This window comes from Halorubrum alkaliphilum, assembly GCF_017873815.1.
GTDB classification, from domain to species: domain Archaea; phylum Halobacteriota; class Halobacteria; order Halobacteriales; family Haloferacaceae; genus Halorubrum; species Halorubrum alkaliphilum.
In genome coordinates this window covers 1-24,504 of sequence record NZ_JAGGKQ010000033.1, presented here as the reverse complement: position 1 = coordinate 24,504, position 24,504 = coordinate 1, and the positions used below count along the sequence as shown (strand labels likewise).

Annotated in this window: 23 protein-coding genes; 13 read left to right on the top strand and 10 right to left on the bottom strand. The window is 61.7% G+C overall.

Features of this window, described 5'->3' with window-relative positions; all coding sequences use genetic code 11:
- Positions 1-215 precede the first annotated feature (215 nt).
- Positions 216-611, bottom strand: coding sequence for a DoxX family protein (locus tag J2751_RS14225; RefSeq protein ID WP_209486964.1), 396 nt, complete (start codon positions 609-611; stop codon positions 216-218).
- Between the two features lie 76 nt (positions 612-687).
- On the opposite strand from J2751_RS14225, the gene J2751_RS14220 reads away from it, so the two are divergent.
- The 8 genes from J2751_RS14220 (at position 688) to J2751_RS14185 (ending at position 9,638) form a co-directional block, all read left to right on the top strand.
- Positions 688-1,230 carry a GNAT family N-acetyltransferase gene (locus tag J2751_RS14220; protein ID WP_209486963.1) on the top strand — a complete coding sequence of 181 codons (543 nt, stop codon included), beginning with the start codon at positions 688-690 and terminating at the stop codon, positions 1,228-1,230.
- A 108-nt stretch (positions 1,231-1,338) separates the two neighbouring features.
- Positions 1,339-1,743, top strand: coding sequence for a CopG family transcriptional regulator (locus tag J2751_RS14215; RefSeq protein WP_209486962.1), 405 nt, complete (start codon positions 1,339-1,341; stop codon positions 1,741-1,743).
- Between the two features lie 374 nt (positions 1,744-2,117).
- Complete coding sequence (gene pdhA, locus J2751_RS14210) at positions 2,118-3,221, top strand: pyruvate dehydrogenase (acetyl-transferring) E1 component subunit alpha (protein ID WP_209486961.1); 1,104 nt, start codon at positions 2,118-2,120, stop codon at positions 3,219-3,221.
- On the top strand, positions 3,222-4,208 hold the full coding sequence (locus J2751_RS14205) for an alpha-ketoacid dehydrogenase subunit beta (RefSeq protein ID WP_209486960.1): 987 nt from the start codon (positions 3,222-3,224) through the stop codon (positions 4,206-4,208). It abuts the gene before it with no gap.
- A gap of 2 nt (positions 4,209-4,210) precedes the next feature.
- Positions 4,211-5,869 (top strand): 2-oxo acid dehydrogenase subunit E2, encoded by a 1,659-nt coding sequence (locus tag J2751_RS14200; RefSeq protein ID WP_209486959.1) that lies wholly within the window; start codon positions 4,211-4,213, stop codon positions 5,867-5,869.
- A complete protein-coding gene (lpdA, locus tag J2751_RS14195) occupies positions 5,869-7,296 on the top strand; it encodes a dihydrolipoyl dehydrogenase (protein WP_209486958.1) in 1,428 nt (475 codons plus the stop codon). The genes J2751_RS14200 and lpdA overlap by 1 nt, the downstream gene beginning before the upstream one ends.
- A 156-nt stretch (positions 7,297-7,452) precedes the next feature.
- Positions 7,453-8,211, top strand: coding sequence for an ATP-binding protein (locus J2751_RS14190; protein ID WP_209486957.1), 759 nt, complete (start codon positions 7,453-7,455; stop codon positions 8,209-8,211).
- A 44-nt stretch (positions 8,212-8,255) separates the two neighbouring features.
- A complete protein-coding gene (locus tag J2751_RS14185; RefSeq protein ID WP_209486956.1) occupies positions 8,256-9,638 on the top strand; it encodes a metal ABC transporter substrate-binding protein in 1,383 nt (460 codons plus the stop codon).
- A 30-nt stretch (positions 9,639-9,668) separates the two neighbouring features.
- Here J2751_RS14185 and J2751_RS14180 read toward each other — a convergent pair whose 3' ends face one another.
- The 6 genes from J2751_RS14180 to J2751_RS15790 all read right to left on the bottom strand — a co-directional run bounded on the left by J2751_RS14180 (position 9,669) and on the right by J2751_RS15790 (position 14,867).
- Entirely contained in the window at positions 9,669-10,052 is a 384-nt protein-coding gene (locus tag J2751_RS14180) for a DUF7124 domain-containing protein (protein WP_209486955.1), read from the bottom strand.
- 336 nt (positions 10,053-10,388) lie between these two features.
- Positions 10,389-10,610: a DUF7511 domain-containing protein gene (locus tag J2751_RS14175; protein WP_209486954.1), complete on the bottom strand. Its 222-nt coding sequence runs from the start codon at positions 10,608-10,610 to the stop codon at positions 10,389-10,391.
- 449 nt (positions 10,611-11,059) lie between these two features.
- Positions 11,060-11,740, bottom strand: coding sequence for a cobalt-factor II C(20)-methyltransferase (locus tag J2751_RS14170; RefSeq protein ID WP_209486953.1), 681 nt, complete (start codon positions 11,738-11,740; stop codon positions 11,060-11,062).
- Positions 11,741-11,782: 42 nt separating this feature from the next.
- Positions 11,783-12,367: a MogA/MoaB family molybdenum cofactor biosynthesis protein gene (locus J2751_RS14165; protein WP_209486952.1), complete on the bottom strand. Its 585-nt coding sequence runs from the start codon at positions 12,365-12,367 to the stop codon at positions 11,783-11,785.
- Positions 12,364-13,650 (bottom strand): GTP-binding protein, encoded by a 1,287-nt coding sequence (locus J2751_RS14160; RefSeq protein WP_209486950.1) that lies wholly within the window; start codon positions 13,648-13,650, stop codon positions 12,364-12,366. Before J2751_RS14160 ends, J2751_RS14165 begins: the two co-directional genes overlap by 4 nt.
- On the bottom strand, positions 13,650-14,867 hold the full coding sequence (locus J2751_RS15790; RefSeq protein WP_209486948.1) for a GTP-binding protein: 1,218 nt from the start codon (positions 14,865-14,867) through the stop codon (positions 13,650-13,652). The genes J2751_RS14160 and J2751_RS15790 overlap by 1 nt, the downstream gene beginning before the upstream one ends.
- A 119-nt stretch (positions 14,868-14,986) precedes the next feature.
- On the opposite strand from J2751_RS15790, the gene J2751_RS14150 reads away from it, so the two are divergent.
- Positions 14,987-15,400 carry a CopG family ribbon-helix-helix protein gene (locus J2751_RS14150; protein WP_245202845.1) on the top strand — a complete coding sequence of 138 codons (414 nt, stop codon included), beginning with the start codon at positions 14,987-14,989 and terminating at the stop codon, positions 15,398-15,400.
- Here the strand turns inward: J2751_RS14150 and J2751_RS14145 are convergent.
- Entirely contained in the window at positions 15,397-15,786 is a 390-nt protein-coding gene (locus J2751_RS14145) for a CopG family ribbon-helix-helix protein (protein WP_209486944.1), read from the bottom strand. The two genes, J2751_RS14150 and J2751_RS14145, sit on opposite strands and share 4 nt — an antisense overlap.
- A 552-nt stretch (positions 15,787-16,338) precedes the next feature.
- Between J2751_RS14145 and J2751_RS14140 the strand changes: the two genes are divergently transcribed.
- The 4 genes from J2751_RS14140 (at position 16,339) to J2751_RS14125 (ending at position 21,815) form a co-directional block, all read left to right on the top strand.
- The gene (locus J2751_RS14140; RefSeq protein ID WP_209486942.1) at positions 16,339-16,665 is read left to right on the top strand and encodes a DUF5783 family protein; all 327 of its coding nucleotides are present in this window, start codon (positions 16,339-16,341) and stop codon (positions 16,663-16,665) included.
- Positions 16,666-16,733: 68 nt separating this feature from the next.
- The gene (locus J2751_RS14135; RefSeq protein ID WP_209486939.1) at positions 16,734-17,105 is read left to right on the top strand and encodes a NifU family protein; all 372 of its coding nucleotides are present in this window, start codon (positions 16,734-16,736) and stop codon (positions 17,103-17,105) included.
- A 194-nt stretch (positions 17,106-17,299) separates the two neighbouring features.
- Positions 17,300-17,719, top strand: a complete 420-nt coding sequence (locus J2751_RS14130) for a PPC domain-containing DNA-binding protein (protein ID WP_209486937.1) — start codon at positions 17,300-17,302, stop codon at positions 17,717-17,719.
- Between the two features lie 16 nt (positions 17,720-17,735).
- The gene (locus J2751_RS14125) at positions 17,736-21,815 is read left to right on the top strand and encodes a DNA-directed DNA polymerase II large subunit (protein WP_209486935.1); all 4,080 of its coding nucleotides are present in this window, start codon (positions 17,736-17,738) and stop codon (positions 21,813-21,815) included.
- Positions 21,816-22,055: 240 nt separating this feature from the next.
- Here J2751_RS14125 and J2751_RS14120 read toward each other — a convergent pair whose 3' ends face one another.
- Positions 22,056-22,424: a hypothetical protein gene (locus J2751_RS14120; RefSeq protein WP_209486932.1), complete on the bottom strand. Its 369-nt coding sequence runs from the start codon at positions 22,422-22,424 to the stop codon at positions 22,056-22,058.
- Positions 22,425-22,787: 363 nt separating this feature from the next.
- The gene (locus tag J2751_RS14115; RefSeq protein ID WP_209486930.1) at positions 22,788-23,816 is read right to left on the bottom strand and encodes a hypothetical protein; all 1,029 of its coding nucleotides are present in this window, start codon (positions 23,814-23,816) and stop codon (positions 22,788-22,790) included.
- Positions 23,817-24,504: the final 688 nt, after the last annotated feature.

The window sequence follows — 24,504 nt, the reverse complement described above, 5'->3', positions numbered from 1 at the left end:
GCACGCGTTCGAAGACGCTTGTGAAGCATCGGCCTTTACCACCCCATTCTTACTCCATGCGCTGGGGACTTAGCAGGCTTTCATCCCATCAAGAGCGTATAAGTAAGTGACTGGAGCTTCGGCGGTGGTGACCGCGCCAGCAACGTCTTATAAGCGATCGAACCCGTTCTTGACGGTGATCACCGCTCAGAAACGATTTATAAGCGATCCCTCGATTATTTATATGCTTCCCGCAGCAGCACCAGTACCCCGCCGAGCATCGCGAGGTTACCGAAGAACGCCAGTCGCTCGCCGCTCCTGTCGTCCTCGTCGGCGTTCCAGAAGTCGTGCATGGTCGACGTCACCACGACGAGGAACGTCGCCGCCGCGCCCGTCGCGATCCGCGGGGCGCGCCAGAGAGCGATCCCGAGTCCCGCGAGAAACATCATCCCCGACGCGAACGGGGCCGCCACGTCGGGCATCGGCACCCCCGCCGACTCCGCGTACTCGACCGTCTCGTCCATCTCCCGGAAGTCCTCGGAGGCCTGTGCCGCCAACCCGACGCCGAGCGCGACCCGCCCGAGCCGTGCCGGTGACCCGCTTTCGCCCGTCTCCTCGTCGTTCTCACTCATATGCTATCTGTTCGCACGGTATGAGTAAAAAGCTATCCGCGATTCATTTCCCTCCGGGATTCATACTGCTGGATCGATGGAGTCGATCACGTTCCGGGAGCCGACCGACGACGACGTCGCGGAGATAGAGGCGCTCGTCACCGCCCACTTCAGTGAGGGGAGTTCCTACACCGTCGATCCCGGGGTCGGACACCCGACGTATCACGTCCGGATCGCGGAGGACGAGAGCGGGATCCTCGGGGTGATGGCTGTCGACGTGTACGACGACCCGGCCGCGGTCGCGGAGGAGATGTATTTTTTCGACGACCCGGGTCTGCTCCCCGCTGCCGACCGCTACGGGCTCCTCGAAATGGGGTACGTCAGGCCCGACGTGACCGGACGGGGGATCGGGAGCCGCCTGCTCGAACGGATCGAGTCGATCGCGATCGACCACGACGCGGACCGTCTCGTCGTCGACTCCTGGTATCACGGCGGCGACGACTCCCCCGAGCGCCTCTTCGACTCGCACGGCTACGAGACGGTCCACCGCGAGCCGTTCGACCGACCCGTGGACGAGTGCCCGAAATGCGAAGCGGAGTGCGTCTGTGAGGCCGGACTCGCCGTCCGCCGGGTCGCGTAGCGGCGAGTCCCGGTTCCGGCGGGTCTGGTCCCGGTACACTCACTCTCGGGGTACACCATGCGGTCGTCTGACAAACGCTTAAGTATCCCGCGAGTCGATCGACCGATAATGGGCAACAAGAACAAGACGATCTCGTTCCGCGTCAACGAGGACGCGTTCGAGACTCTCCGTGACATCGCCGAGGAGCGGGACATCTCCCTGTCGGCCGTGTTCCGGGACTACGTGGACACGCTCGTTGCCCACGACGGAAAGGTCCGCGTCATCCCGGAGGCTGAGTTGGACAGCATGGGCGACAGCGGGGAGTCGTTCCCGCCGAAAATAGAGGTCCCGAAGAGCTTCGTCCGCGAACACGAACGGCTCGAACTCGAAGCCGACCACCTCCGCGAGCAACTAGAGGAGCACAAACGTTACGTCAACTACCTCCGCGAGCAGTTAGAAGACGAGGACGAAGAAGTGATCCAGCTCGAGGACCTCGACGGCGAACCCGACGAACCCTCTTTCCGTCTCGGCTGATCGCTTATCCGATCTCGTCACGCTGCGATCGATCCCTCGGAGATCACCGTCCGATCGTCGTCGTCCGAGACACGAACCCCGACTTCCCCGACCGCGTCCCCCGTCACCATCCCGTTCTCTCACCCGGAGCGTCTCGCGTGTGGTTTCGATCCGGCGAGAAACCTTCCTGTTTGTCCATTACTGTTCGGCGAAACGACGGTCTCGACGAAAATATTGCCACCCATCCCAACTGACCTTCAAAAACGTCCGATTATCGGTTTTTCTACTGGACAGTTCATCGAACCACCGAAGTATTTCTGCCCATACCAAATCTTTTACGAAAGCCATATTACCCGGGCGTCGGACAGTTGGAACATGAATAGGTGGGTTCGATCGTGAGCGTGTTCGACAGGGCGTACGACGATCCGGTCCGTGTCCTCGACGAGGACGGTGAGGTCGTCGGCGACGTGCCGGATCTCGACGAGGAGACGCTCGTCGGGGTGTATCGATCGATGCGACTGGCGAGACACTTCGACGGCCGAGCGGTGAGTCTCCAGCGACAGGGCCGGATGGGAACGTATCCCCCTCTCTCCGGACAGGAGGCCGCGCAGATCGGCTCCGCGTTCGCGCTCGCCGAGGACGACTGGATCGTTCCCTCCTACCGCGAGCACGGCGCGGCCGTCGTCCGCGGGGTCCCGCTCAAGAAGACCCTCCTCTACTGGATGGGTCACGAGGACGGGAACAGGGTTCCGGAGGATGCGAACGTGTTCCCCGTCGCCGTCCCCATCGCCTCGCAGGTCCCGCACGCGACGGGCGCGGCGTGGGCGTCGAAGCTCCAGGGGAACGACGACGTGTTCCTCTGTTACTTCGGCGACGGCGCGACCAGCGAGGGCGATTTCCACGAGGGGCTGAACTTCGCCGGCGTCTTCGACACCCCGACCGTCTTCTTTTGTAACAACAACCAGTGGGCCATCTCGGTGCCGCGCGAGCGACAGACCCGCAGCGCGACGCTCGCACAGAAGGCGGCGGCGTACGGGTTCGAGGGGATCCAGGTCGACGGGATGGACCCGCTCGCGGTGTATAGCGTCACCAAGGCGGCCGTTGAAAAGGCCAGAGATCCCTCCGAGCAACGCCCTCGCCCGACGATGATCGAGGCGATACAGTACCGGTTCGGTGCTCACACCACCGCCGATGACCCGACGGTGTACCGCGACGACGACGAGGTCGAGGAGTGGAAACGGAAGGACCCGATCCCGCGACTGGAGGCGTACCTCCGCTCGGAGGGGATCCTCGACGACGACCGGGTCGAAGAGATCGAGGCGAGCGTCGAGAAACAGGTCGCCGACGCCATCGACGCGGCCGAGAGCGTCCCACGACCCGACCCGCGGGAGCTGTTCGAGCACGCGTACGAGGAGCTGCCGCCCGAACTCGAAGCACAGTACGAGCGGTTCGTCGCGCTTCGCGAGGAACACGGCGACGAGGCCTTCGTAGGTGAATAAATGAGCGAGACACAGAACCTCACGCTGGTACAGGCGGTACGGGACGGCTTACACACCGAGTTGGCTCGGGACGACGACGTCGTTGTCCTCGGTCAGGATGTCGGCAAGAACGGCGGCGTGTTCCGCGCCACGGAGGGGCTCTATAACGAGTTCGGTGACGACCGCGTCGTCGACACACCGCTCGCGGAGTCCGGAATCATCGGCTGCGCGGTCGGTATGGCCGCGATGGGTATGCGGCCGGTCCCCGAGATCCAGTTCTCCGGGTTCATGTACCCCGGCTACGACCAGATCGTCTCGCACATGTCTCGGTTCCGCACGCGATCGCGGAGCCGATACACCCTGCCGATGACGCTACGAGCCCCCTACGGCGGGGGGATCCGCGCGCCCGAGCACCACTCCGAGTCGAAGGAAGCGTTTTATGCCCACGAAGCGGGGCTCACGGTCGTCATTCCGTCCACGCCACGTGACACCAAGGGGCTACTCGCCTCCGCGATCCGCGACCCCGACCCAGTCGTGTTCCTCGAACCGAAGCTGATCTACCGCGCGTTCCGCGAGGGAGTGCCCGAGGAGTCGTACACGATCCCGCTCGGGGAGGCGGCTACGCGCCGCGAGGGCGAGGACGTCGCGGTGTTCACCTATGGCGCGATGACCCGACGGACCTTGGAAGCGGCCGAAAACCTCGCCGAGGACGGGATCGAGTGTGAGGTGGTCGACCTGCGGACGATATCACCGCTGGACCGCGAGGCGATCGTCTCGGCGTTCGAGCGGACCGGCCGTGCGGCTGTCGTCCACGAAGCGCCGAAATCCGGCGGTATCGCCGGTGAAATAACCGCTATCCTCCAAGAGGAGGCGCTGCTGTATCAGGAGGCGCCGGTCAAACGTGTCGCCGGGTTCGACGTACCGTATCCGCTGTACGCGCTGGAGGATTACTACCTCCCGAGCGTGAAACGCATCGAGGAGGGTATCAGGGAGGCGGCGGAGTTCTAACCATGCCCGTCAAGGAATTCAAGCTTCCGGACGTCGGCGAAGGCGTCGCCGAGGGGGAACTGGTCACGTGGCTCGTCAAGCCCGGCGACCGCGTCGAGGAGGACCAACCCGTCGCCGAGGTCGAGACCGACAAGGCGCTCGTTGAGGTACCCTCGCGGTACGACGGCGTCGTCGAGGAGCTGTTCGTTGAGGAGGGAGAGATGGTCCCCGTCGGCGACGTGATCATCTCGTTCCGCGTCGACGGGGACGGTGCGGAGCCCACTGCTGACGACACGGGCTCGGACGAAGTCGACGACACGGACGGTGCCGGCGACGATGCGGACGGGTTGGACGCGGAATCCGAAGCCGAACCGGAAACGTCGTCGGGGCGGACGTTCGCCCCGCCGTCAGTTCGCCGGCTCGCCCGCGAACTCGGCGTCGACATCGCCGCAGTCGAGGGGTCCGGCCCGGGCGGCCGCATCTCGGACGGTGACGTGCGCGCACACGCCGAGTCGAGCGGGTCGGCCGGATCCGGGCCGAGTGGTGAAGACGACTCGTCCGGCCCGAAGCCGGTGGATATCGGCTCTGGCGACCGGAAGTCCGCGGTCAGCAAACGCGGTGGCAGCGCTGACGACGATACCCGTGGCGACGACGCACGATCGACGGGCGTCGACCCCGCCGGCCGCGAGACGACGCTGGCGACGCCGGCGACCCGGAAGGTCGCTCGCGAACTCGGCGTCGACATCGACGACGTCCCGACGGACGCGACGCGGGAGGGCGATCCGTTCGTCGACGAGGCGGCCGTCCGGGCGTACGCGGAGGCCGGTACGGCGGCGGTGCCCGCGACGACGGATTCCGAGCCTGCGCCCGAGCCGGAACCGACGCCCGCCTCCGCTGGCGGGTCGTCCGGAGGGTCCGGCTTCGCCGACGCTTCCACCGACCGGGAGCCGGAGACCGTTCCTTACCGCGGGGTCCGACGGACCATCGGCAAGCAGATGGAGCGCTCGAAGTTCACGGCCCCGCACGTCACCCACCACGACACCGCCGAGGTCGACGCGCTCGTGGAGGCTCGCGAGCAGTTGAAGCCGAAAGCCGAGGCGCGCGACGTGAAACTCACCTACATGCCGTTCGTGATGAAGGCGATCGTCGCCGGGCTGAAGGAACACCCCTACCTCAACAGCGAGCTCCGCGAGGATGACGAGGAGATCGTTTTGAAAAAGGAGTACAACCTCGGTATCGCGGTGGCGACCGACGCGGGGCTGATGGTCCCCGTGGTGAAGGGCGTCGACGAGAAGGGGATCTTCGAACTCGCTGAGGAGGTGAACGACCTCGCCACGCGGGCACGCGAGCGGAAGATCAAACCTGCGGAGATGAAGGGTGGAACCTTCACCATCACCAACTTCGGCGCGATCGGCGGGGAGTACGCCACGCCGATCATCAACTACCCCGAGACCGCGATCCTCGGGCTGGGAGCGATCGAGGAGCGACCCGTCGTCAGGGATCGTTCTGCGGTCGACGACGGGTTCCTCGACGACGAGGAGGGAACGACCGTCGTTCCCGTGCCGACGCTTCCGCTGTCGCTGTCGATCGACCACCGGGTCGTCGACGGCGCGATCGCGGCCGAGTTCGCGAACACCGTCATGGAACACCTTGAAAACCCGCTGCTACTGTTGAACCACTAATGGTCGTCGGAGACATCGCAACCGGAACGGAAGTACTGGTGATCGGTGCGGGGCCGGGCGGCTACGTCGCTGCCATCCGCGCCGCACAGAAGGGACTGGACACGACGCTGGTCGAGAGGGACGCCTACGGCGGGGCCTGCCTCAATCGCGGCTGTATCCCCTCGAAGGCGCTCATCACGGCCAGCGGACTCGCCCACGAGGCTGGAAACGCCGAACACATGGGTGTCCACGCTGACCCCGCCGTGGACCTGACGCGGATGATGGAGTGGAAAAACGGCGTCGTCGACGGGCTCACCGGTGGCGTCGAGAAGCTGTGTAAGGCAAACGGTGTGAACCTGATCGAAGGGACCGCCAGCTTCGCCAACGAAAACAGCGTCCGCGTCGCTCACGGCGGTGACGGACAGGGCTCCGAGACGATAGAGTTCGAACACGCCATCGTCGCCACCGGTTCCCGACCGATCCAGATCCCTGGCTTCGACTTTTCGGAGGACCACGTTTGGAGCTCAACCGACGCGCTCGCGGCTGAGACCGTTCCCGATCGTCTCGCGGTCGTCGGCGGCGGATACATCGGGATGGAGCTCGCAACGGTGTACGCGAAACTCGGCGCGGAGGTCACCGTCGTCGAGATGCTCGACGACATCCTCGATCCGTACGAGGACGACGTGAAACGCGTCGTCCGGAAACGCGCCGAGGACCTCGGGATCGAGTTCCGCTTCGGCGAGGGTGCCTCGGAGTGGTCCGAGTCCGGCGACGGCGGCTACCTCCTCCACACGGAGACGGAGGACGGCGAGGCGTCCACGTATCCGGCCGATCGAATTCTCGTCGCGGTCGGCCGCGGGCCGGTCACTGACGGGCTTGACCTCGAAAACGCCGGGATCGAGACCGACGACCGCGGATTCATCGAGACGGACGACCGGACTCGGAGCGAGGTCGAGCACATCCACGCCGTGGGCGACGTCGCCGGCGACCCGATGCTCGCACACGCCGCCTCGAAGGAGGGGATCGTCGCTGCCGAGCATATCGCCGGCGAGCCCGCCGCCCTCGACTATCAGGCGATCCCGGCGGCGGTCTTCACCGATCCCGAGATCGGGACGGTCGGAATGACCGAGGCGGACGCCGAGGACGCCGGCTTCGAGGTCGTCGTCGGAGAGATGCCGTTCAACGCCTCTGGCCGTGCCATGACGACAGGCCACACTGACGGGTTCGTCCGACTCGTCGCCGACGCGGAACACGGGTTCCTGCTCGGCGGCCAGATCGTCGGCCCGGAAGCCTCGGAACTGGTCGCCGAGGTCGCACTCGCGATCGAACTCGGCGCGACGCTGGAGGACGTCGCCGCGACGGTTCACACGCACCCGACGCTCGCGGAGGCCGTGATGGAGGCCGCCGAGAACGCGCAGGGACAGGCGATCCACACGCTGAACCGATAGGACCGCCGCTTTTCCTGATCGTTTTCCTCGAACCCAACTCGCGGCCGTCGCAACCTGTCGACGATGAGCGAGTGCTCTTCGCCCGTCCATTTTAATAACTAATATACTTTAGATAATAAGAATAATTAATAGTGAAGACAAAGTTCATAATAGGTGATGGAAATACGAGCTTCGAACCATCGATCGAAACGCGACCTCACCACGCACCGGATCGGATTCTTCGGCGAGCGCGGCGTCGGCAAGACGACCGTCTCCGTCCTCGTAGCCGACCGACTCTCGGATCGGGGGCGAGTAGTGGTGTCGGGAGAGGCCTCGAACGTCGTCGATGATCGTCCGACCGGACGGCGTCCTGCGAGGGCCGGACTCGAAACGGAGTGGGCGATCCGTGACGCGGATGTCGGAGTCGAACCCTTTGAGCGGTCGAGCGACGAAGTCGACACCGCGTTCGTCGTTGCGACCCCTGAGACGCTCGGTTCCGTATCGGCATACGAACGGGTCGCGGATCGGACCGACACCGATCTCTTTTTGATCGTGACTCGTTTTACGGAAGCGGACCGGGAGGCGATACGGGAGTTCGACGGTCCCGAGCTGGCCGAGTACTTCTACGAGGACGAGGGGATCGACGCGGCACTGGCTGCCGGGGAGGCCCCGTCCCTCGAAGAGTGGACCGTCGAAGCGATCCTCGTAGAGTCTCTCCAGCCGGAGCGGTTCGAGTTCGATACCGCGCTCGATGCGCTCGAGACGGGGACGCGTTCGATCGTTAACGTCGAAGTAGGTGAGGAGGTGGCCGTCGCCGGGATCGTGCGGACGTTCCGTTCCCGTGGCTTCCTCGCCGACTTCTTCGACTGTAACTGTCGATGTCACGACGGTCATGTCATCGCTCGGTCGCCCTCCGGAGATCATCGCCACCGATGAGAGAACCGACGAGGAACGCGCCGTCGATCGAGGTGATGTGACACATGGACGCGACGAGACGAACGCTCCTCCGATCGGGTCTGGCCGCGGCCGGCGCAGGTGCCGCCGCCGGCTGTCTCTCAGCGGGGAACCCTCTGAGCGGTGACGGGGATCGGTCCGGCTACACGGCGTTCTTCACTATCCAGGACTGGGCGGACCGCGTGGCGGGCGATCGCTTCGAGTTGACGAACCCGGTGTCCGTCGGACAGATGGGACACGGCTGGAGTCCGGACGGCGACATCGCTCGAGATATCGCGTCCACGAGCGCGTTCCTCTATCTCGACACGCCCGAGTTCTCGTGGGCACAGGACGTGGCTCGCGAACTCGACCGTGACTACGACGACGTCGCGACGTACGACCTCATCGACGGACTCGGTCCGCAGCTCATCGGGTTCGACTCCGGTGCGCTTCCCGAGTTCGACTACGGCCACGACCATCCGCGGGAGAGCCTGCGGCTCGACGAGTTCAACATCTACGACCTTCGGTCCGACGACCAGCTCGGCTACTGGCACACGGACCACTGGCACGGCGGAGTCCCCGACGTTCCGGTCGACTCGACCGTCCCGATCGGGATCGTCATCGAGGACGATCGGGACCGCGTCGTTCCGCTCGGTGACGGTGAACGATACCAAGTGGACGCTCGGATCGCCGATGGTGAATCCGACCTCGTGGAGATAGCTGCTCACGAACGACGAGTCGAGCTCACCGGAACTGAGACCGGACGTACCGCGGTGGTCTTCGAGCTACGTGAGCAGGGAGAGGTCATCTATGAGACGACCGATGAGCCGGCCGTCTTTGAGGTCATCGAAGCGGGCGACACGGGTGCCTCGGAGTTCCATGACCCACACGTCTGGGTCGATCCCGTCCTCGGTCAGGAGATGGTCGGCGGGATTCGCGACGCGTTGATCGAACTCGATCCCGAGAACTCCGACGCCTACGAGGAGAACTCGGCGACGTACATCGAACGAATGAACGAGGTCCACGAGGAGTTCGAGTCGCTCGCCGCCGATGCTGACCGCGAGGTCGCCGTCCTCGCCGGCCACGACGCGTTTCAGTATCTCGAGCGACGGTACGACTTCGAGCTCCGAACGCCGACCGGGGTTTCACCGGACGCTGCCGAGTCGTTCGGAGATATCGCCGGTCTCATCGATGTTATCGAGGAGCACGACATCCACACCGTGTTGTACGACCCGTTCGAGGCGCCCGATCCGGGCGTCGACATGCCGCAGATGGTCGACGTACTCTTCGAGAACAGTGACGTGGAGAACGCCGAGCCGCTCACGCCGGTCGAGGGGACCACGGCGACGTGGGAGCAGAACGAATGGGGATGGATCGAGCAGATGGTAAACATAAACGTCCCGTCGCTCCGGACCGCACTTGACGCGTGAACCCCACCGCTTATCGCCTGCTCGATTTCGTTAGGGCCAGTCGCGGTCCCCAGCGGAAGCAGTCACCAGCTTCCAATCCGCGGCTGCCGCGGCGTCCGCGATCGATCGATACGTCCAGCCGGAGCCCGTCCCCACCGCCCCGCTGGTTTCGTCGGTTCCGACGAACACGTATCGGTCCGTCCGGAAAGTGTCTCGGATGGTCGAGAGGGCCTCCGCCACTGAACGTGGTCCGGATAGGAAGGCTTGGTGATACCCAGCCTCTCGAACTCGACGTCGTTCGATGTACGACGGCTCCGACGAGACGATCCCGACATGTCTCGTCCATGCGGCGGCGTCTTCGAGGGCATGGTCGGGACGGTCAAGCCGCTCGAGTGCGCCCAACGAGACGGCGAGCGTGAGATCGTTCGAACCCACGTCACGCTCCTCCGCGAGCGCTCGCTGAGAGACCGCCTGCTGGCCTTTGAGCGATCGAATTGGAGCTCCGCTTCATGACGCGTCGGCTGCCGACGGCGTTACGAGACGGAAGGCTGACTCTGGGTCTTGCGGGTGCGCCTGAACCACAAACCAGTGATCCAGCGGAGTCAGCTCGTCGATACCCGAACAGGTGATGAGGGAACCGGTGGGACGCACCGCCGCCCGACACCGGACCGATCAGTGACGGGCCGCCGTACCCGACCCTTCGATCGTCGATCTCGCGGGTCGTCATCATCGAACGTCCGTCCGTCGTCGCCGGCCACGGTATTGTAGCTTTCATCGGTAGTCGTCGAGATCCACGAACGCGTCCCCGGTCGCGATGATCCGTTCCGTTGAGCGGTGGGGGGCCGCTACGTCCGGCGGATGCATGATACACATCGGTTCGTCGACCGACCCGACGACGAGTGAGAGGAGTCCCGGATGCTCATCGTCGGCTCGATCGAGGGTTCCGTTTCCGTGCCTGTCGGGTTCCGTCCCGTCGTCCGGAAGGTTCGTCATGTGTTGGGTGAGAGCCTGAGCGTGTCGGAGACAGCATTGTTAATAATACATTTTTAGATAATAAAAACAACGAATCAGGAACACACGCGGTAAGCTTCCGTGGCGCAGACCGTTGTGACGAGAGACGTTCGTTAATTAATCACGTTGTCATTTTGTCAATTATTATTACTTTATAGATTGTATTACACAAACACGAAACGCGTGCTAACAGTTTTTTAATGGCTGTAGCGCCTCGACACAATCGTAATGTGCCACTGTTTCAGTGATCTGGCCGAAATGAGCGAGGAAGAGCGAACGACCATCGTCGCCGAACACTCGACGGAAGAGTTGAGCGCGGAGTACTCCGCCGAGGAGTTGGACGCTCTCGGGGTCACCGTCTGAGTCGCCCCTTCTCGGACGGAGAGATTTTTATTGCTGGGTTCTAACCAACCGAGGGCGACGGCGTCGTTTCAGTTTCTCTCCTGTCCTTCGGTCCCAGTCCGTTCCGGCTTCTCGGCGTACGCGAGCGTGTAGTAGTCCCGATCGGCCACGTCGCTCGGATCGCTCGTGACCAGCGTCTCGTCTGTGTCCATGAACAGTCGCCGACCGAACGTCACGTCGTATCCGGCCTCTGCCAGTTTTTGCTGGGTCGTCGTCGCGTCAGTCACTTTGAACAGGACCAGCCGATCCGGGCCGACGGGTGCCGCACCGTCGGTCGCCTCGCGCAGCGTCAGCTCCGAACCGGCCTCGATATCGACATCGAAGGCGGCGGCGAACGCCGTCACGCTGCTAACGCCCGGGACGACCTCGATGTCGACGCCGGGATGCTGCTCACGAAGCGTCCGACGGAGGTGTCCAAACGTCGAATAGATACAGGGGTCGCCGAGCGTCACGAACGCCGCGTCGCCGTCCCGGGCCCGAGGAGCGACTTCCTCGGCCGCCGTCGTCCACGCCGCCCGTAGCTCCTCGGGATCGGTCGTCATCGGAAAGTCGAGGTCGCCCAGCTTCGAGTCGGAGACGTGCTCGGCCGCGACGCGCCGCGACAGGCGACCCGGCGAGTAAACGATGTCGACGGACTGGAGCCGTCGCTTGCCGCGAACCGTGAGCAGGTCGGTCGCGCCCGGCCCTAGCCCGATCCCGTAGAGCGTCATCGGTCGACCCTCCCGCCCGACATCGGACCGCCGTTCCCTCCGTCACGCATCGCTCTCACCCGTCGTGTGCCGGGTCGCGAGCCCAGAGAGGTGCGGAGCTTCCTCGGTGATGATCTCCGTCGTCGCGAGCCGAACGGCGTTCTCGCTTCCCGGTAACACGAACACCGGCACGTCGCGGGCGATACCCGCCGTTGCGCGGGTCGCGACGACGCGCGTTCCGACCTCCTCCCACGAGAGCCGTCTGAACGCCTCCCCGAACCCGGGCAGTTCGCGGTCGAACAGCTCGCCCACTGCGTCCGGCGTGACGTCGTCGACCGTGACTCCCGTGCCGCCCGTCGTCACGACGAGATCGACGTCCGGACGATCGAGACACTTGGTCACGGTGGTCGTGATCCGGACGTACTCGTCCGGAATCATCGGGCGTGACGTGACGACGTGTCCCGCCTCGGCGAGGATACTCGCGATGGCGTCGCCACCGGGATCCGACGGTGCGTCCTCCGTAGCGGCTCCCCGGGACGACGAGACGGTCACGATAGCGACACCGAGCGGGTCGACGCAGTCATGGCCGTCGTCGTCCGTCGTCCGTCTGTCCGCCCGTGGCGGGAGGTCCGAATCCTCCCGGATCACTGTCCCTCACCAACTACGAGGCGCTGTTCCGTCGGCGGCTGAGACCGTTCCATCGTCCCCGGGAACGGGTTCTCGAACTCTTTCCAGTTATCATTCATCTCCGACTCAGAGAGGAGACAGTCGTCGAGGGTCTCGACGATGGCCGATTCGCTCATCCCGGCGCCAATAAAGACGAGCTTCACCTCGCGGTCGCCCCACTCCTCGTCCCAGTGGAGGTCCGGTCGCGACTCCCTGTAGGATTCCCGTTGAAACTCGGGGACTGTGACGGCCCAGCGACCGTTGACTTCGACGTGCGTCTGCGTCCCTGCTTGGCTCAGGTCGAGCGCGTATCGCTCGCGTCCGGCGACCCACAGATGTCCTTTCGCCCGGACGACGGACTCCGGGAACGAGCGAAGCCACTCGGCGAACCGTTTCGGGTGGAACGGGCGATGGCGCTCGTACACGAACGAATCGACGCCGAAGTCCTCGGGTGGATGGAGGTGGTCGTGGTCGCCACCATCGTCTTCGCCGTGGTCGTGGCCGTGTTCGTCACCGCCTGGCTCCGACTCCGCGGCTCCGCCGTGGTCGCCCGAGAGAACCCGTTTCCACCGGGCGGACCGTTGTGCGTCTTTCTTTTCAAACCGTCCGGTTCCGAGAACGGTGCCGGGTTCGACGGCGCTCTCGGTCGTACGAACGACGTCAACGCCGGGGTGAAGCGTCTCGAGCACGCGTTCGACCGCCCGGCACTCCTCGTCGGTAACGAGATCACACTTGTTGAGGACGAGCACGTCACAGAACTCGACCTGCTCGGCGAGCAAGTCCGAGAGGGGACGAGAGCCGTCGTCCGCCGACTCGATCGGCTCACCGTCGACGAACGCGCGGTGGAACGCTGCGGCGTCGACCACGGTAACGGTCGTGTCGAGTTCGTACAGCGCCGCGGCTCTCGCCGGCGGTACGAATCGCTGAGCGACGGGGACCGGATCGCTGATGCCCGAGGCCTCGATGACGAGATGATCGAACTCCGCGTCGAGGGCGAGACGCAGCAACTCCTGGTCCAGCTCGTTCTGGAGCCCACAGCAGATACATCCGTTCGACAGCTCCGTGATGCCGCCGTCTCCCATCGAGAGCCCGGAACCAGTATCGATCAGCTCGGCGTCAACGTTCATCTCCCCGACGTCGTTCACGAGGACGGCGATGTCGTATCGATCGCCGCCGACGCTCAGTAGGTGGTTCAAAAGCGTCGTTTTCCCGGCCCCCAGCCCCCCGCTGAGGATCGTCACGGCGGGTTGGTCGTCAACGGTCATCAGTCATCGGCCAATGCGAGCTCACGCTGCTCCTCACGACCGAACGGGTCCGGGTACTCCTCGAAGCCCTCGCCCATCTCCGCGTCCGAGAGAACACTGTCTTCGAGCTGCTCAACGAGGGAAGCCTGATCGAACTCGCGACCGATGAACACGAGTTGAGTTCCGCGATCCCCCCACTTCTCGTCCCAGTTCTCTTTGATCGCGGGACGGGCGGCGAAGTATTTCTCCTGCTGGGCCTTCGGGAGCGTGGCGATCCACGTTCCTTTCGGACCCGCTCGTACCGACTGGCCCGACTTATCGAGCCCCATTGCGACATCTTCACGGCCCGCCGACCAGAAGAAGCCCTTGGCTCGGACAACTTCCTCCGGAAGGCCCGCGAACAGCTCGGAGATACGCTCGGGATGGAACGGTCGGTCGGACTCGAAGACGAACGACGACACGCCGTGTTCCTCTGACGCCGACTCGTGGTGATGTCCGTGTTGGAGTTCACGCTTCCAGCCGGCAGACTGGCTCGCGCGATCGAAATCGAACCGACCCGTGTTCAGGATCTCCGTCGGATCGACTGCGCCGTGCTCAGTTCGAACGATCTTCGCCCGCGGTTGGAGCGCCCGCAGCACTGCCTCGATCTCTTCGAGTTCGTCGTCCGGGACGAGGTCACACTTGTTCAGGAGGAGGACGTCACAGAACTCGATCTGGTCCATGAGCGCTTCCTCCGGGACACGGTCGCTCTGTGGATCGATGTCGTCGTCAGTGAGTGCTTGTCCGGAATCGAACCCCTTCCAGAAGCTGTGTGCGTCGACGACGCTGACCATCGTATCGAGTTCGTACACTCCCGTCGGGTCGAACTCGGCATCCTCGAACCCACGGGCGAACGTCTGTGCGACGGGAATCGGCTCGCTGATCCCCGACGATTCCACGAGGAGATACTCGAAATCCCGTTTGTCGGCCAGCCGTCCCACCTCATCGAGCATGTCGCCACGCAGCCGGCAGCAGATACACCCGTTCGACATCTCGATGATCTCGTCGTCGTTCTGGGTGAGATCTGACTCGCGCTCAACGAGGTCGGCGTCGACGTTCACCTCGCCCATGTCGTTGACTAGGACTGCGGCGTCCAGTTCCTGATCGCTGCTGAGAACGTGGTTGAGTGTCGTCGTCTTCCCGGCACCGAGACTTCCACTAAGGATCGTTACCGGGACCGGATCGCTGTTTGATAGCACGACCGTACTATCATATGGGAATACTAAAATACTAATTATTATTGTTTGACTGGTTATGTAATAACAAGCACTAATAACATATACTCAAGGATTAATATATGGGCGTAGTCAGTATCTCGATGCCCGATGCGTTGCTTGAACGCGTGGATGCGTTCGTTGACGAACACGGGTACAGCGGGCGGAGTGAAGCCGTCCGAAAGGGGACACGGACGTTGCTCGAGGAGTTCCGGGATCGCAACGTCGACGGAGAGAGCAACGTCTGTACGGTGACGGTGACGTTTGAATACTGTCAGCCGGCAGTTCAGCAACGTCTCACCGGTGTACGACACGAGTACGACGAGATCGTCTCCACGGCGACTCACACACACGCCGGAGACGAGTTCTGCGTGGAGCTATTCGTCTTAGAGGGTACCTCCGGAGCGGTATCGGAGTTCGTTAACGCCGTACGCGCGATACCGAATGTCCGGTCGGTGAACTACACCGTTACTCCGCTCGTTAATGACTCGCTTGACGGACCCGTACAGTCGCATTAGTGCTCAGCGAGAAGCATCAACTTGACACGGCTCACCGAGTCGAAGTCGCGCAAACGATACGTGAGTTCCCGGACGCGCTCCGCAGGCCCGTTACAGAAGATCGTTTCGAGACACCACTCACCCTCGTGGATATGGTTCGTGGTCGTAATGACGTCCTGAAACCGATGTTGTACGTCGTGAACCTCCTCGATCACGGCTTCGTGCTCGTAATCGAACGCGATTATGACGACGATGTCGCCTTCGATCGCCTCCAGCTCCGCATGGTCCTCGATATACTCCTGCATCGCTTCACGAACGGCGCGCGACCGAGAGTCCAGCTCCTCGGCCTCCCACGTCTCGTCGAACTCGGCGAGGAGGTCGTCGGGAATGTTGAAGCTAGTACGCATGGGATCTCTCTCCGTTTCCGGGGATCCGAGCCCGCGTCATGAGTCCGGTACCAGTAGGACCGCTCGGATCGCTCTGTCGACGCCCACTCATGACGACTCATCACCGGCATGACCCACGAAAGGCTCCACGTCAACCGTCCTCGTGACTCCGGACCATGACCGACATCCGCTGGTGCTCATATATGGTTGTGAACTTTGTTAGTCCGTATAATAACCCTTGCGTGGTCGGGAACGAGCGTCAGGGTACGTCGTGTGGGTGATGTTCGTGGCGTCCGGATCCACGTCCCTTGTGACTGGTATCTCTCGTTAGAGGATGGGTCGACCCCGATCAGAGACACACCACGAACCGACGGCGAGGCGCACGGCTCCGTGCTCGGAGATCCTTCGGGTATAATTTGATATATCATTATATAATTTATAACATGAGGGGTGCCCGTATTCGAACAGGGATCTGATCCCGCCAAGATAGCCGTTTACGTCCGGTTCCGACTTTGAGACCGGTCTTCCGAACGGATCGACCGCCTTTTTCGTCGCCGGACCGTCGTGATGCGCATGGCCGACGAGTTCGACCCCGAGAAGTTCGAGGACAAGTACGTCCACTACTTTTCGGAGCTACAGCGGGCGTACAAGAACGCCTTTAACCAGATGAACGACCGCTACGACTCGGAGCTGATCCACGGGATCGACCAGATGGTGCTCAACGAGTCGGAACCGATGTACGAGAACGGGGAGTTTCGGGTCGAACTACCTGAGAACCCCCGTGAACGTCTCCAGGGCATCCTCGTCGACGACGAGACGTTTGAGACGACGCTGGACGAGTACGTCGACCGAATCGAGACGGAGCTGTACCGGACGCTCGGCGTCGACGAGCCCACGTAACGACTCCCTCGACGGAATACGTGGGAACGAACCAAAGGCATAAGCCCGCGGAACGCAAACTCAGAGGTATGAGTACGGAAACGGCCGACGCGGAAAATGACCTCCGCGAGCGGATCACGAACTTTCTGCGACGGAATTTCCCGCAGATACAGATGCACGGCGGAAACGCCGCGATCAGCCACCTCGACATGGAGACCGGTGAGGTCCATATCCAACTCGGCGGTGCCTGTTCCGGCTGTGGCATCTCCCCGATGACGATCCAAGCTATCAAGTCGCGAATGGTCAAGGAGATCCCCGAAATAGAGACCGTTCACGCCGACACCGGAGCGAGTGGCGGCGCGGACGGCGACCTCGGTGGAACCGGTGGCGGAATGTCTCCTTCGTTCCCCGGTGAAACGAGCGACGACGGTGACGACGAAGGGCCGCAGGCCCCGTTCTAAACGCGCTTTATCTCGCAATCGGCACCGGCTCCGGCTTTTCTCACCGTTTACGACCCTGTTCGACGAGTACTCGATGAGTCACCGATCGTGGTCTCCCTTCGTCAGTAAATCTCATATCGCGATATCAAAACACGTACGTGGCGACATCGGCTCCACGAGTCAACCTTTTTGCCTCGGGCCTGCCACCGGCCTCTATGTACTATCGCGAGGTCGAACCGACGGCGGAGTACGTCGCACGGTTCGAGACCGGCGCGGACTGGCGCGAGGAGATCGAGACCCTCGCCCGCGAGGAGGACGTCGAGGCTGGCTGGTTCTCCGCGCTCGGGGCAGTTCAGGACGCGGAGGTGTGGTTCTACGATCAGGAGGAAACCGAGTATCGCTCCGTCACGTTCGACGAACCGCTGGAGGTCGCGGCTTGCGTCGGCAATGTCTCCCTGCTCGACGGCGACATCTTCGCGCACACTCACGCAGTGTTGTCGCGCCCGAGCGGACAGGCGCTTGCGGGGCATCTCGACTCGGCGACTGTGTGGGCCGGCGAGTGTCACCTCCGGGCGTTCGCGGAGCCGCTGGAGCGGAGCCACGACCCGGCGACCGATCTGGACCTCTGGCTCTGATGGGCGGGGTGTGTCAATGAGGCCGGACGACGACCGCTACTTCGCCCGGATCGAGGACCGCCTTGACGAGGCGTTCGAGGTCGCGGAGACGGCCAAAGGGCAGGGAAAGGACCCGAAACCCGAGATCGAGATCCCGGTTGCCCGCGACATGGCCGACCGCGTCGAGAACATCCTCGGGATCGACGGCGTCGCGGAGCGCGTCCGGGAACTCGAAGGCGAGATGTCCCGAGAGGAAGCGGCCTTGGAACTGGTTACCGATTTCGTCGAGGGGACCGTCGGCGAGTACGACTCGCGAGCGGGGAAGGTTGAGGGCGCGGTTCGGACCGCCGTCGCGCTGCTCACCGAGGGAGTCGTTGCCGCCCCTATCGAGGGGATCGACCGAGTCGAACTGTTGGAGAACGACGACGGCACGGAGTTCATCAACGTCTACTACGCGGGGCCGATCCGCTCGGCGGGGGGAACCGCACAGGCGCTGTCGGTACTCGTCGCGGACTACGCCCGGGCCCTTCTGGGGGTCGACGAGTACAACGCGCGGACCGAGGAGGTGGAGCGGTACGCCGAGGAGATCGCGCTGTATGACAAGGAGACGGGGCTCCAGTACACGCCGAAGGACAAGGAGTCGAAGTTCATCGCCAAACACCTCCCGATCATGCTCGACGGGGAGGCGACGGGTGACGAGGAGGTGTCGGGGTTTCGTGATCTTGAACGAGTCAATACCAACTCTGCGCGCGGCGGGATGTGTCTCGTCGCCGCCGAGGGGATCGCCCTGAAGGCCCCGAAGATACAGCGGTACACCCGGGATCTCGACGAGGTCGACTGGCCGTGGCTCCAGGATCTCATCGACGGGACCATCGGCGAGACGGACGGCGACGACGCGGATGCCGAAGGCCGTGACGACGCTGACGGAACCGACCTCGATGACGCGGCCGAGGCCGACAGCGACGTGGACGAAGAGGCCACCCACCCCGAGACGTCGCCGGGGCCGCCCCGGCCCGAGCCCTCCCAAAAGTTCCTTCGAGACCTGATCGCCGGGCGACCGGTGTTCACGCATCCCTCCGAGCCCGGCGGGTTCCGGCTCCGATACGGTCGCGCGCGGAACCACGGCTTCGCGACCGGCGGCGTTCATCCGGCGACGATGCACATCGTCGACGACTTTCTCGCTGCCGGCACGCAGATCAAGACGGAGCGTCCGGGGAAGGCTCACGGCGTCGTGCCGGTCGATTCGATTCAGGGACCCACGGTGAAACTCGCGAACGGCGAGGTCCGTCAGATCGACGACCCGGAGGAGGCGCTTGAACTCCGGAACGGGGTCGAGGAGATCCTCGATCTGGGCGAGTATCTCGTTAATTACGGCGAGTTCGTCGAAAACAACCATCCGCTCGCGCCCGCCTCGTACGTGTACGAGTGGTGGGTCCAGGAGTTCGAGGCCGCCGGTGCCGACGTTCAGGCGCTCTCCGACGACCCACACGTCGACCTCGAAAAACCGGATCCGGACGAGGCGTTAGCGTGGGCGACGGAGTACGACTGTCCGATCCACCCCGAGTACACCTACCTCTGGCACGACGTGAGCGTCGCGGAGTTCGAGGCGCTCGCGACCGCCGTCGCCGACGGCGAAATCGTCGAAGGCGTCCTGACGATCGAACACACGGAAATGACCGCGACCGCGCTGGAGGCCCTGCTCGTCGAACACGCCGCCACCCCCGATGCGCTCCGGATCCCGACGTGGCGGCCGCTCGCGCGCTCGCTCGGGATCGACGACGGGCTCCGAAAGGAGTGGGAGGAGCTGTCCCCGACCGCCCGTGAGTGGGACGGCGGCGACAACGCGATGAAGGCGGTCAACGAAGTTGCGCCGTTCAGCGTACGCGAGCGCGCGCCGGTCCGGATCGGCAACCGGATGGGTCGTCCGGAGAAGTCCGAGAGCAGGGACCTCTCGCCCGCGGTCCACACCCTGTTTCCGATCAACGAGGCCGGCGGGCCGCAACGCGACGTCTCCGAGGCAGCCCGGACGATGGACGATCAGGGACGGCGAGGCCACCACGAGATAGAGGTCGCCGACCGCGTCTGCCCGGATTGTGGGGCCCACACGTACCGCTCGGCGTGTCCGGACTGCGAGACACACACCGAGCCCCACTACGAGTGCGGGGACTGCGGAACGGTGTGTGAACCAGACGAGGCGGGTCGCGTCGAGTGCCCGCACTGTGAGTGGGAAGTGACGGCTGCGACCTACCAGAAAGTCGACGTTAACGACGCGTATCGGTCAGCGCTGGAGTCCGTCGGCGAGCGCGAGGCCGCCTTCGAGATCTGTAAGGGGGTACAGGGGCTCACCTCGACGAACAAGACGCCGGAAGCGATAGAGAAGGGAATCCTCCGCGCGAAAAACGGTGTCACCTCATTTAAAGACGGGACAGTCCGCTACGACATGACCGACCTCCCGATCACCGCGGTCCGCCCGGAGGAGCTTGACGTTACCGCCGATCACTTCCGCGAACTCGGCTACGAGACCGACATCGACGGCGACCCGCTCCGTCACGACGACCAGCTGGTCGAGCTGAAGGTACAAGACATCGTGCTCTCGGACGGCGCGGCCGAACACATGTTACGGACCGCCGACTTCGTCGACGACCTGCTCGAGCAGTTCTACGACCTCCCGCGCTTTTATGAGGTGAACGAGCGCGACGACCTCGTCGGCGAGCTCGTCTTCGGGATGGCACCCCACACGAGCGCCGCAACTGTCGGGAGGGTGGTAGGATTCACGTCGGCCGCGGTGGGATACGCTCATCCGTACTTTCACGCCGCAAAGAGGCGAAACTGTTTCCATCCGGAGACAGAGATCGAGTATCAAGACGATACAGGGCGGCACCGCGAAACGATCGAGGGATTCGTTGAGGCGCGGCTGGACGACCCGCATACCGATGACTTCGGAACGCTCGTTGACGAACTCGACGGCAACATTACGGTCCCTTCGATCGACGAACACGGAAATAAATCGACACAGCCGGTAACTGCTGTCTCTAAACACCCGAGTCAGGAACATCTCGTCCATATCGAAACGAAGCGTGGGCGTTCGATTCGCGTGACGCCCGACCACACGATGCTGCGAGTCGCAGACGGATCCATTCAAAAAGTCGCTGCGAATACACTAGCGGTCGGTGACTTGGTCCCAGCGACGGCTCCTCGTCACGAGGCATCACTGAATTCTCCCGCCGATGTGACGGCAGACGGAGGGATCGAGACGGACATTGTCGCGTCAGTTGACTTCCTCGAAAGCGACGTCGAACACACGTACAATCTCACGGTCGCCGATACGCACACGCTCGCGGCGAACGATTTGCTGGTCGCCCAGTGTGACGGCGACGAGGATTGTGTGATGCTGCTCATGGACGGACTTCTCAACTTCTCGAAAGAGTACCTCCCGAACCAGCGCGGCGGGCGCATGGATGCACCCTTGGTGATGTCTTCGCGGATCGATCCCTCCGAGATCGACGACGAGGCGCACAACATGGACATCGTGCGGCGGTATCCGCTGGAGTTCTACGAGGCGACGCGGGAGATGGCGGATCCGGAGACAGTCGAGGACCTGATCCAGCTCGGCGAGGACACGCTCGGGACGGACGCGGAGTACCACGGGTTCGATCACACCCACGACACGACCGACATCGCGATGGGACCGGATCTGTCGGCGTACAAGACCCTCGGCGACATGATGGAGAAGATGAACGCCCAGCTGGAGCTCGCGCGGAAGACCCGCGCGGTCGACGAGACGGACGTGGCCGAGCGGGTGATCGAGTACCACTTCCTGCCGGACATCATCGGGAACCTCCGAGCGTTCTCCAGACAGGAGACGCGGTGTCTCGACTGCGGCGAGAAGTACCGGCGCGTGCCCCTGACTGGCGACTGTCGCGAGTGCGGCGGTCGCGTGAACCTCACGGTCCACGAGGGGTCCGTGAGCAAGTACGTCGACACCGCCATCGCCGTCGCCGAGAAGTTCGACTGCCGCCCTTACACGAAACAGCGGCTGTACGTGTTAGAGGAGGCGCTGGAGTCGATATTCGAGGACGACACGAACAAGCAGTCGGGGATTGCGGACTTCATGTAGTCGGAATTTATTATCTGTAAATCAGCTACACAAATCCATGTCCCGCCAGCCTTGTGGTACTACTTAGGCATCTCTTCCGCCTCAACCCGCTCCAATTCGTGAACCGTCACGACTGGCGACTGAGTTGGTTCTACGCGGGCCAATTCCCACCCGTCCGGCGGCTCCGGTTCGGGGCGTCCCCAACGCGGCGAGTGTGAACAGCGCGAACACGGTGTGTACATACTGCGTACAAAACAAAAATTAGAACCTTCCGATGCCAAAAACGCTAGCTAACAGACCAAGTAAAAAAATCACCATTCCAATCACAATATAGATGAACAAACCCTTTGCCTCCTCCCGAGTTTGACCAGAGTTTGATAACCGCGCTGCATAGAGTGTAAACGATCCAGCCACTATTAGCAACAGTCCAGAGGCGATTGCAACGCCGATGGCCAGTGGGCGGTTAGATTGTAACGGCGCTTGGACAAATATACCAGCAGCAGTCCCACCAATGAGTGCAATCACCATTTTCTCGCCGGATTCCTGTAGATCATCTAATTCTTCTTTTTCCCGTCCCACCGAAGAACATTCTCCCGGCCGAGGTTTTTTGTCATCCGAACCGTCCATCATTTGATACTATAACTTCAACTAACTAATAAGTGCCGAGAGTGATAGGCAACCACCCCAGCACTCCCGGTAGTGAATCAATGCCTCGGTAGTCGTTTAGTAACTTGGTGTGCCGTCAAACGCGGAGGGAGTATCCAAGGTATCCGGAGCCTTGGCGCACATCAATCTATGTAAGAGAGACTAATCCGGAGCGAATATTTTGGGGGCGTTCATCAGTCCTTTGTTTGTCGACTTTATTGGATTCTAGCACCTAATACAAGAAATTTTAAACACTTCAACTGACTCAAAAAGCCATCTACTGAACCGGACTAGACCCAATAATCAGTGTCAATTGACTTGACCCACCTCAGATCCTTGGATCCACGATCAAGTGGTTTTTTTACTCGTTTCTTTTAGAATTGGTCCCTCAAAAACATTCAGGCGTGCGTTGTCGATTCCTTGGAATTTTCTTCCCCAGTGTAATGACGCTCTAAGGAAAAGCCGTTCTTCATCGCTGTCACTAACGACAATCCGGACACTTGTTTGATCATCGTTGAATTGGATTCTGAAATCCCGATCCACGAGATCGGTTAGAAAACTTGACGGATCTTTCGCCTCAACGCTGTTCGTCTTGCGTCGTCCATAGTATATCCGATAGTTCTCTACAGCCGATTCGAGTTCATCTAGAGGGATGTCCCAGTACTGTTCAAGATGTTTCTTTTTATGAACACCTAGCAACAATAAGAGGCTGAACTTCTTGATATTTGATGGATTCTGTGACGCTTGTTGAAGCTTTTGAACGTAGGAAATCTTTTCTTTTCTGTCTCGTTCAATGATTGATCGAGTAATACTCGCCGCGAGCTGTTGATCCTGAGTAGCGTTAGGGTCATTTTCGACCCTCCTGACAGCATCCATAGTGTCTTTACTACTCTCATATCCAATTGTCTCTTTGAGATGACCTGCCTTATTCCTACGTCGAGAAACTGTGCCGTTATTCCCCTTGAGATCATCTGGATATGAAAACTGATCTAACTTAGAATCTACCCAATCTCCGTGATTCTGGGCCTTCCGGAACGCTTTCCATGACTCTACTCCATCAACGAGGTCAAATATCGTTAGAGAGTTTTGACTGATATTTGATAGAGTTCCAGTTCCTTGCTTGACAACCTTCAGCTCTATATATACCTCATCACCGGATGCTGTTGTGACTGCTACATCACCAATACTATCGTACGAATTGCCAATGTGTCTGGGATTTTGTAGCCCAGGAAAATCCCCACGAATGTGTTTCGCTAACCGGTGTGCCATATCGATGTATGCCTTTTCTCGGACTTCTGCCGGCACGTCACGACCCTGGAGGAGCGCAACTACTGCTTGTTCTGTCGCTTTTGCCTGAGCGCGTTCATGTTTTCCCATATATTCATCAAAGTAAGCCGTAGCTGTATTAGTACTAATCCCCAATCGGTAGTGAATCGATGGAGACAACTCAGAATAGATGGTTAATAAGGAAACACCCTTCTGTAGAAGATTGTTGATACGATAGAACCCCTTTGATGAGGGCTGGTAAACACTAGTCTAACTATCTCTCTGAAATATTTTGATGCCCTCCTCTTTCACGTAGGGGTAGCTCCCATCATGCATCTGTTGGAGATCCCGTTTTAGACGATCAAGATCGACTTCGGTAAGGTTCCGCTCACGAGCCATAATCATAAGCGGATACAACCAGGTGGAGAGCGTGGAGAACTCACGAGTTCCCTCTCCCTCTGGAGGGGACTCCATCATATTGTGATCGTCGTACGCGTTCAGTAGCTCCCGAACCGCGCGCGGTCGCGGGATCGATTTCGCCCGTCTCTACATATTCGTTAAACGTTTCTAGTCGTCGGTCATATTTTTCGCGTGGGGTGGTCATTGGACGTGACCTACCCCTTCCTTGATGCGCCTCAGTAATAAGGAGAGAGTCTTTCGCAAGGGTCGCTGAGGTGTTCGACACGAACAAGCAGTCAGGCATCGCCCCATCCAAATGAACTGTGATTGTGGAAAGTACACGAAGACTTCCCTCAGCATTCAATCAGGAAAACGGGATTCCAGCGAAAACATAACGAGA

What these genes read in the sequence shown, in the direction of transcription:
- J2751_RS14225 (WP_209486964.1), bottom strand. Translation starts at nt 611, where the DNA reads ATGAGTGAGAACGACGAGGAGACGGGCGAAAGCGGGTCACCGGCACGG.
- J2751_RS14220 (WP_209486963.1), top strand. Translation starts at nt 688, where the DNA reads ATGGAGTCGATCACGTTCCGGGAGCCGACCGACGACGACGTCGCGGAG.
- J2751_RS14215 (WP_209486962.1), top strand. Translation starts at nt 1,339, where the DNA reads ATGGGCAACAAGAACAAGACGATCTCGTTCCGCGTCAACGAGGACGCG.
- J2751_RS14205 (WP_209486960.1), top strand. Translation starts at nt 3,222, where the DNA reads ATGAGCGAGACACAGAACCTCACGCTGGTACAGGCGGTACGGGACGGC.
- J2751_RS14200 (WP_209486959.1), top strand. Translation starts at nt 4,211, where the DNA reads ATGCCCGTCAAGGAATTCAAGCTTCCGGACGTCGGCGAAGGCGTCGCC.
- lpdA (WP_209486958.1), top strand. Translation starts at nt 5,869, where the DNA reads ATGGTCGTCGGAGACATCGCAACCGGAACGGAAGTACTGGTGATCGGT.
- J2751_RS14190 (WP_209486957.1), top strand. Translation starts at nt 7,453, where the DNA reads ATGGAAATACGAGCTTCGAACCATCGATCGAAACGCGACCTCACCACG.
- J2751_RS14185 (WP_209486956.1), top strand. Translation starts at nt 8,256, where the DNA reads ATGGACGCGACGAGACGAACGCTCCTCCGATCGGGTCTGGCCGCGGCC.
- J2751_RS14175 (WP_209486954.1), bottom strand. Translation starts at nt 10,610, where the DNA reads ATGACGAACCTTCCGGACGACGGGACGGAACCCGACAGGCACGGAAAC.
- J2751_RS14170 (WP_209486953.1), bottom strand. Translation starts at nt 11,740, where the DNA reads ATGACGCTCTACGGGATCGGGCTAGGGCCGGGCGCGACCGACCTGCTC.
- J2751_RS14160 (WP_209486950.1), bottom strand. Translation starts at nt 13,650, where the DNA reads ATGACCGTTGACGACCAACCCGCCGTGACGATCCTCAGCGGGGGGCTG.
- J2751_RS14150 (WP_245202845.1), top strand. Translation starts at nt 14,987, where the DNA reads ATGCCCGATGCGTTGCTTGAACGCGTGGATGCGTTCGTTGACGAACAC.
- J2751_RS14145 (WP_209486944.1), bottom strand. Translation starts at nt 15,786, where the DNA reads ATGCGTACTAGCTTCAACATTCCCGACGACCTCCTCGCCGAGTTCGAC.
- J2751_RS14140 (WP_209486942.1), top strand. Translation starts at nt 16,339, where the DNA reads ATGGCCGACGAGTTCGACCCCGAGAAGTTCGAGGACAAGTACGTCCAC.
- J2751_RS14135 (WP_209486939.1), top strand. Translation starts at nt 16,734, where the DNA reads ATGAGTACGGAAACGGCCGACGCGGAAAATGACCTCCGCGAGCGGATC.
- J2751_RS14130 (WP_209486937.1), top strand. Translation starts at nt 17,300, where the DNA reads ATGTACTATCGCGAGGTCGAACCGACGGCGGAGTACGTCGCACGGTTC.
- J2751_RS14125 (WP_209486935.1), top strand. Translation starts at nt 17,736, where the DNA reads ATGAGGCCGGACGACGACCGCTACTTCGCCCGGATCGAGGACCGCCTT.
- J2751_RS14120 (WP_209486932.1), bottom strand. Translation starts at nt 22,424, where the DNA reads ATGATGGACGGTTCGGATGACAAAAAACCTCGGCCGGGAGAATGTTCT.
- J2751_RS14115 (WP_209486930.1), bottom strand. Translation starts at nt 23,816, where the DNA reads ATGGGAAAACATGAACGCGCTCAGGCAAAAGCGACAGAACAAGCAGTA.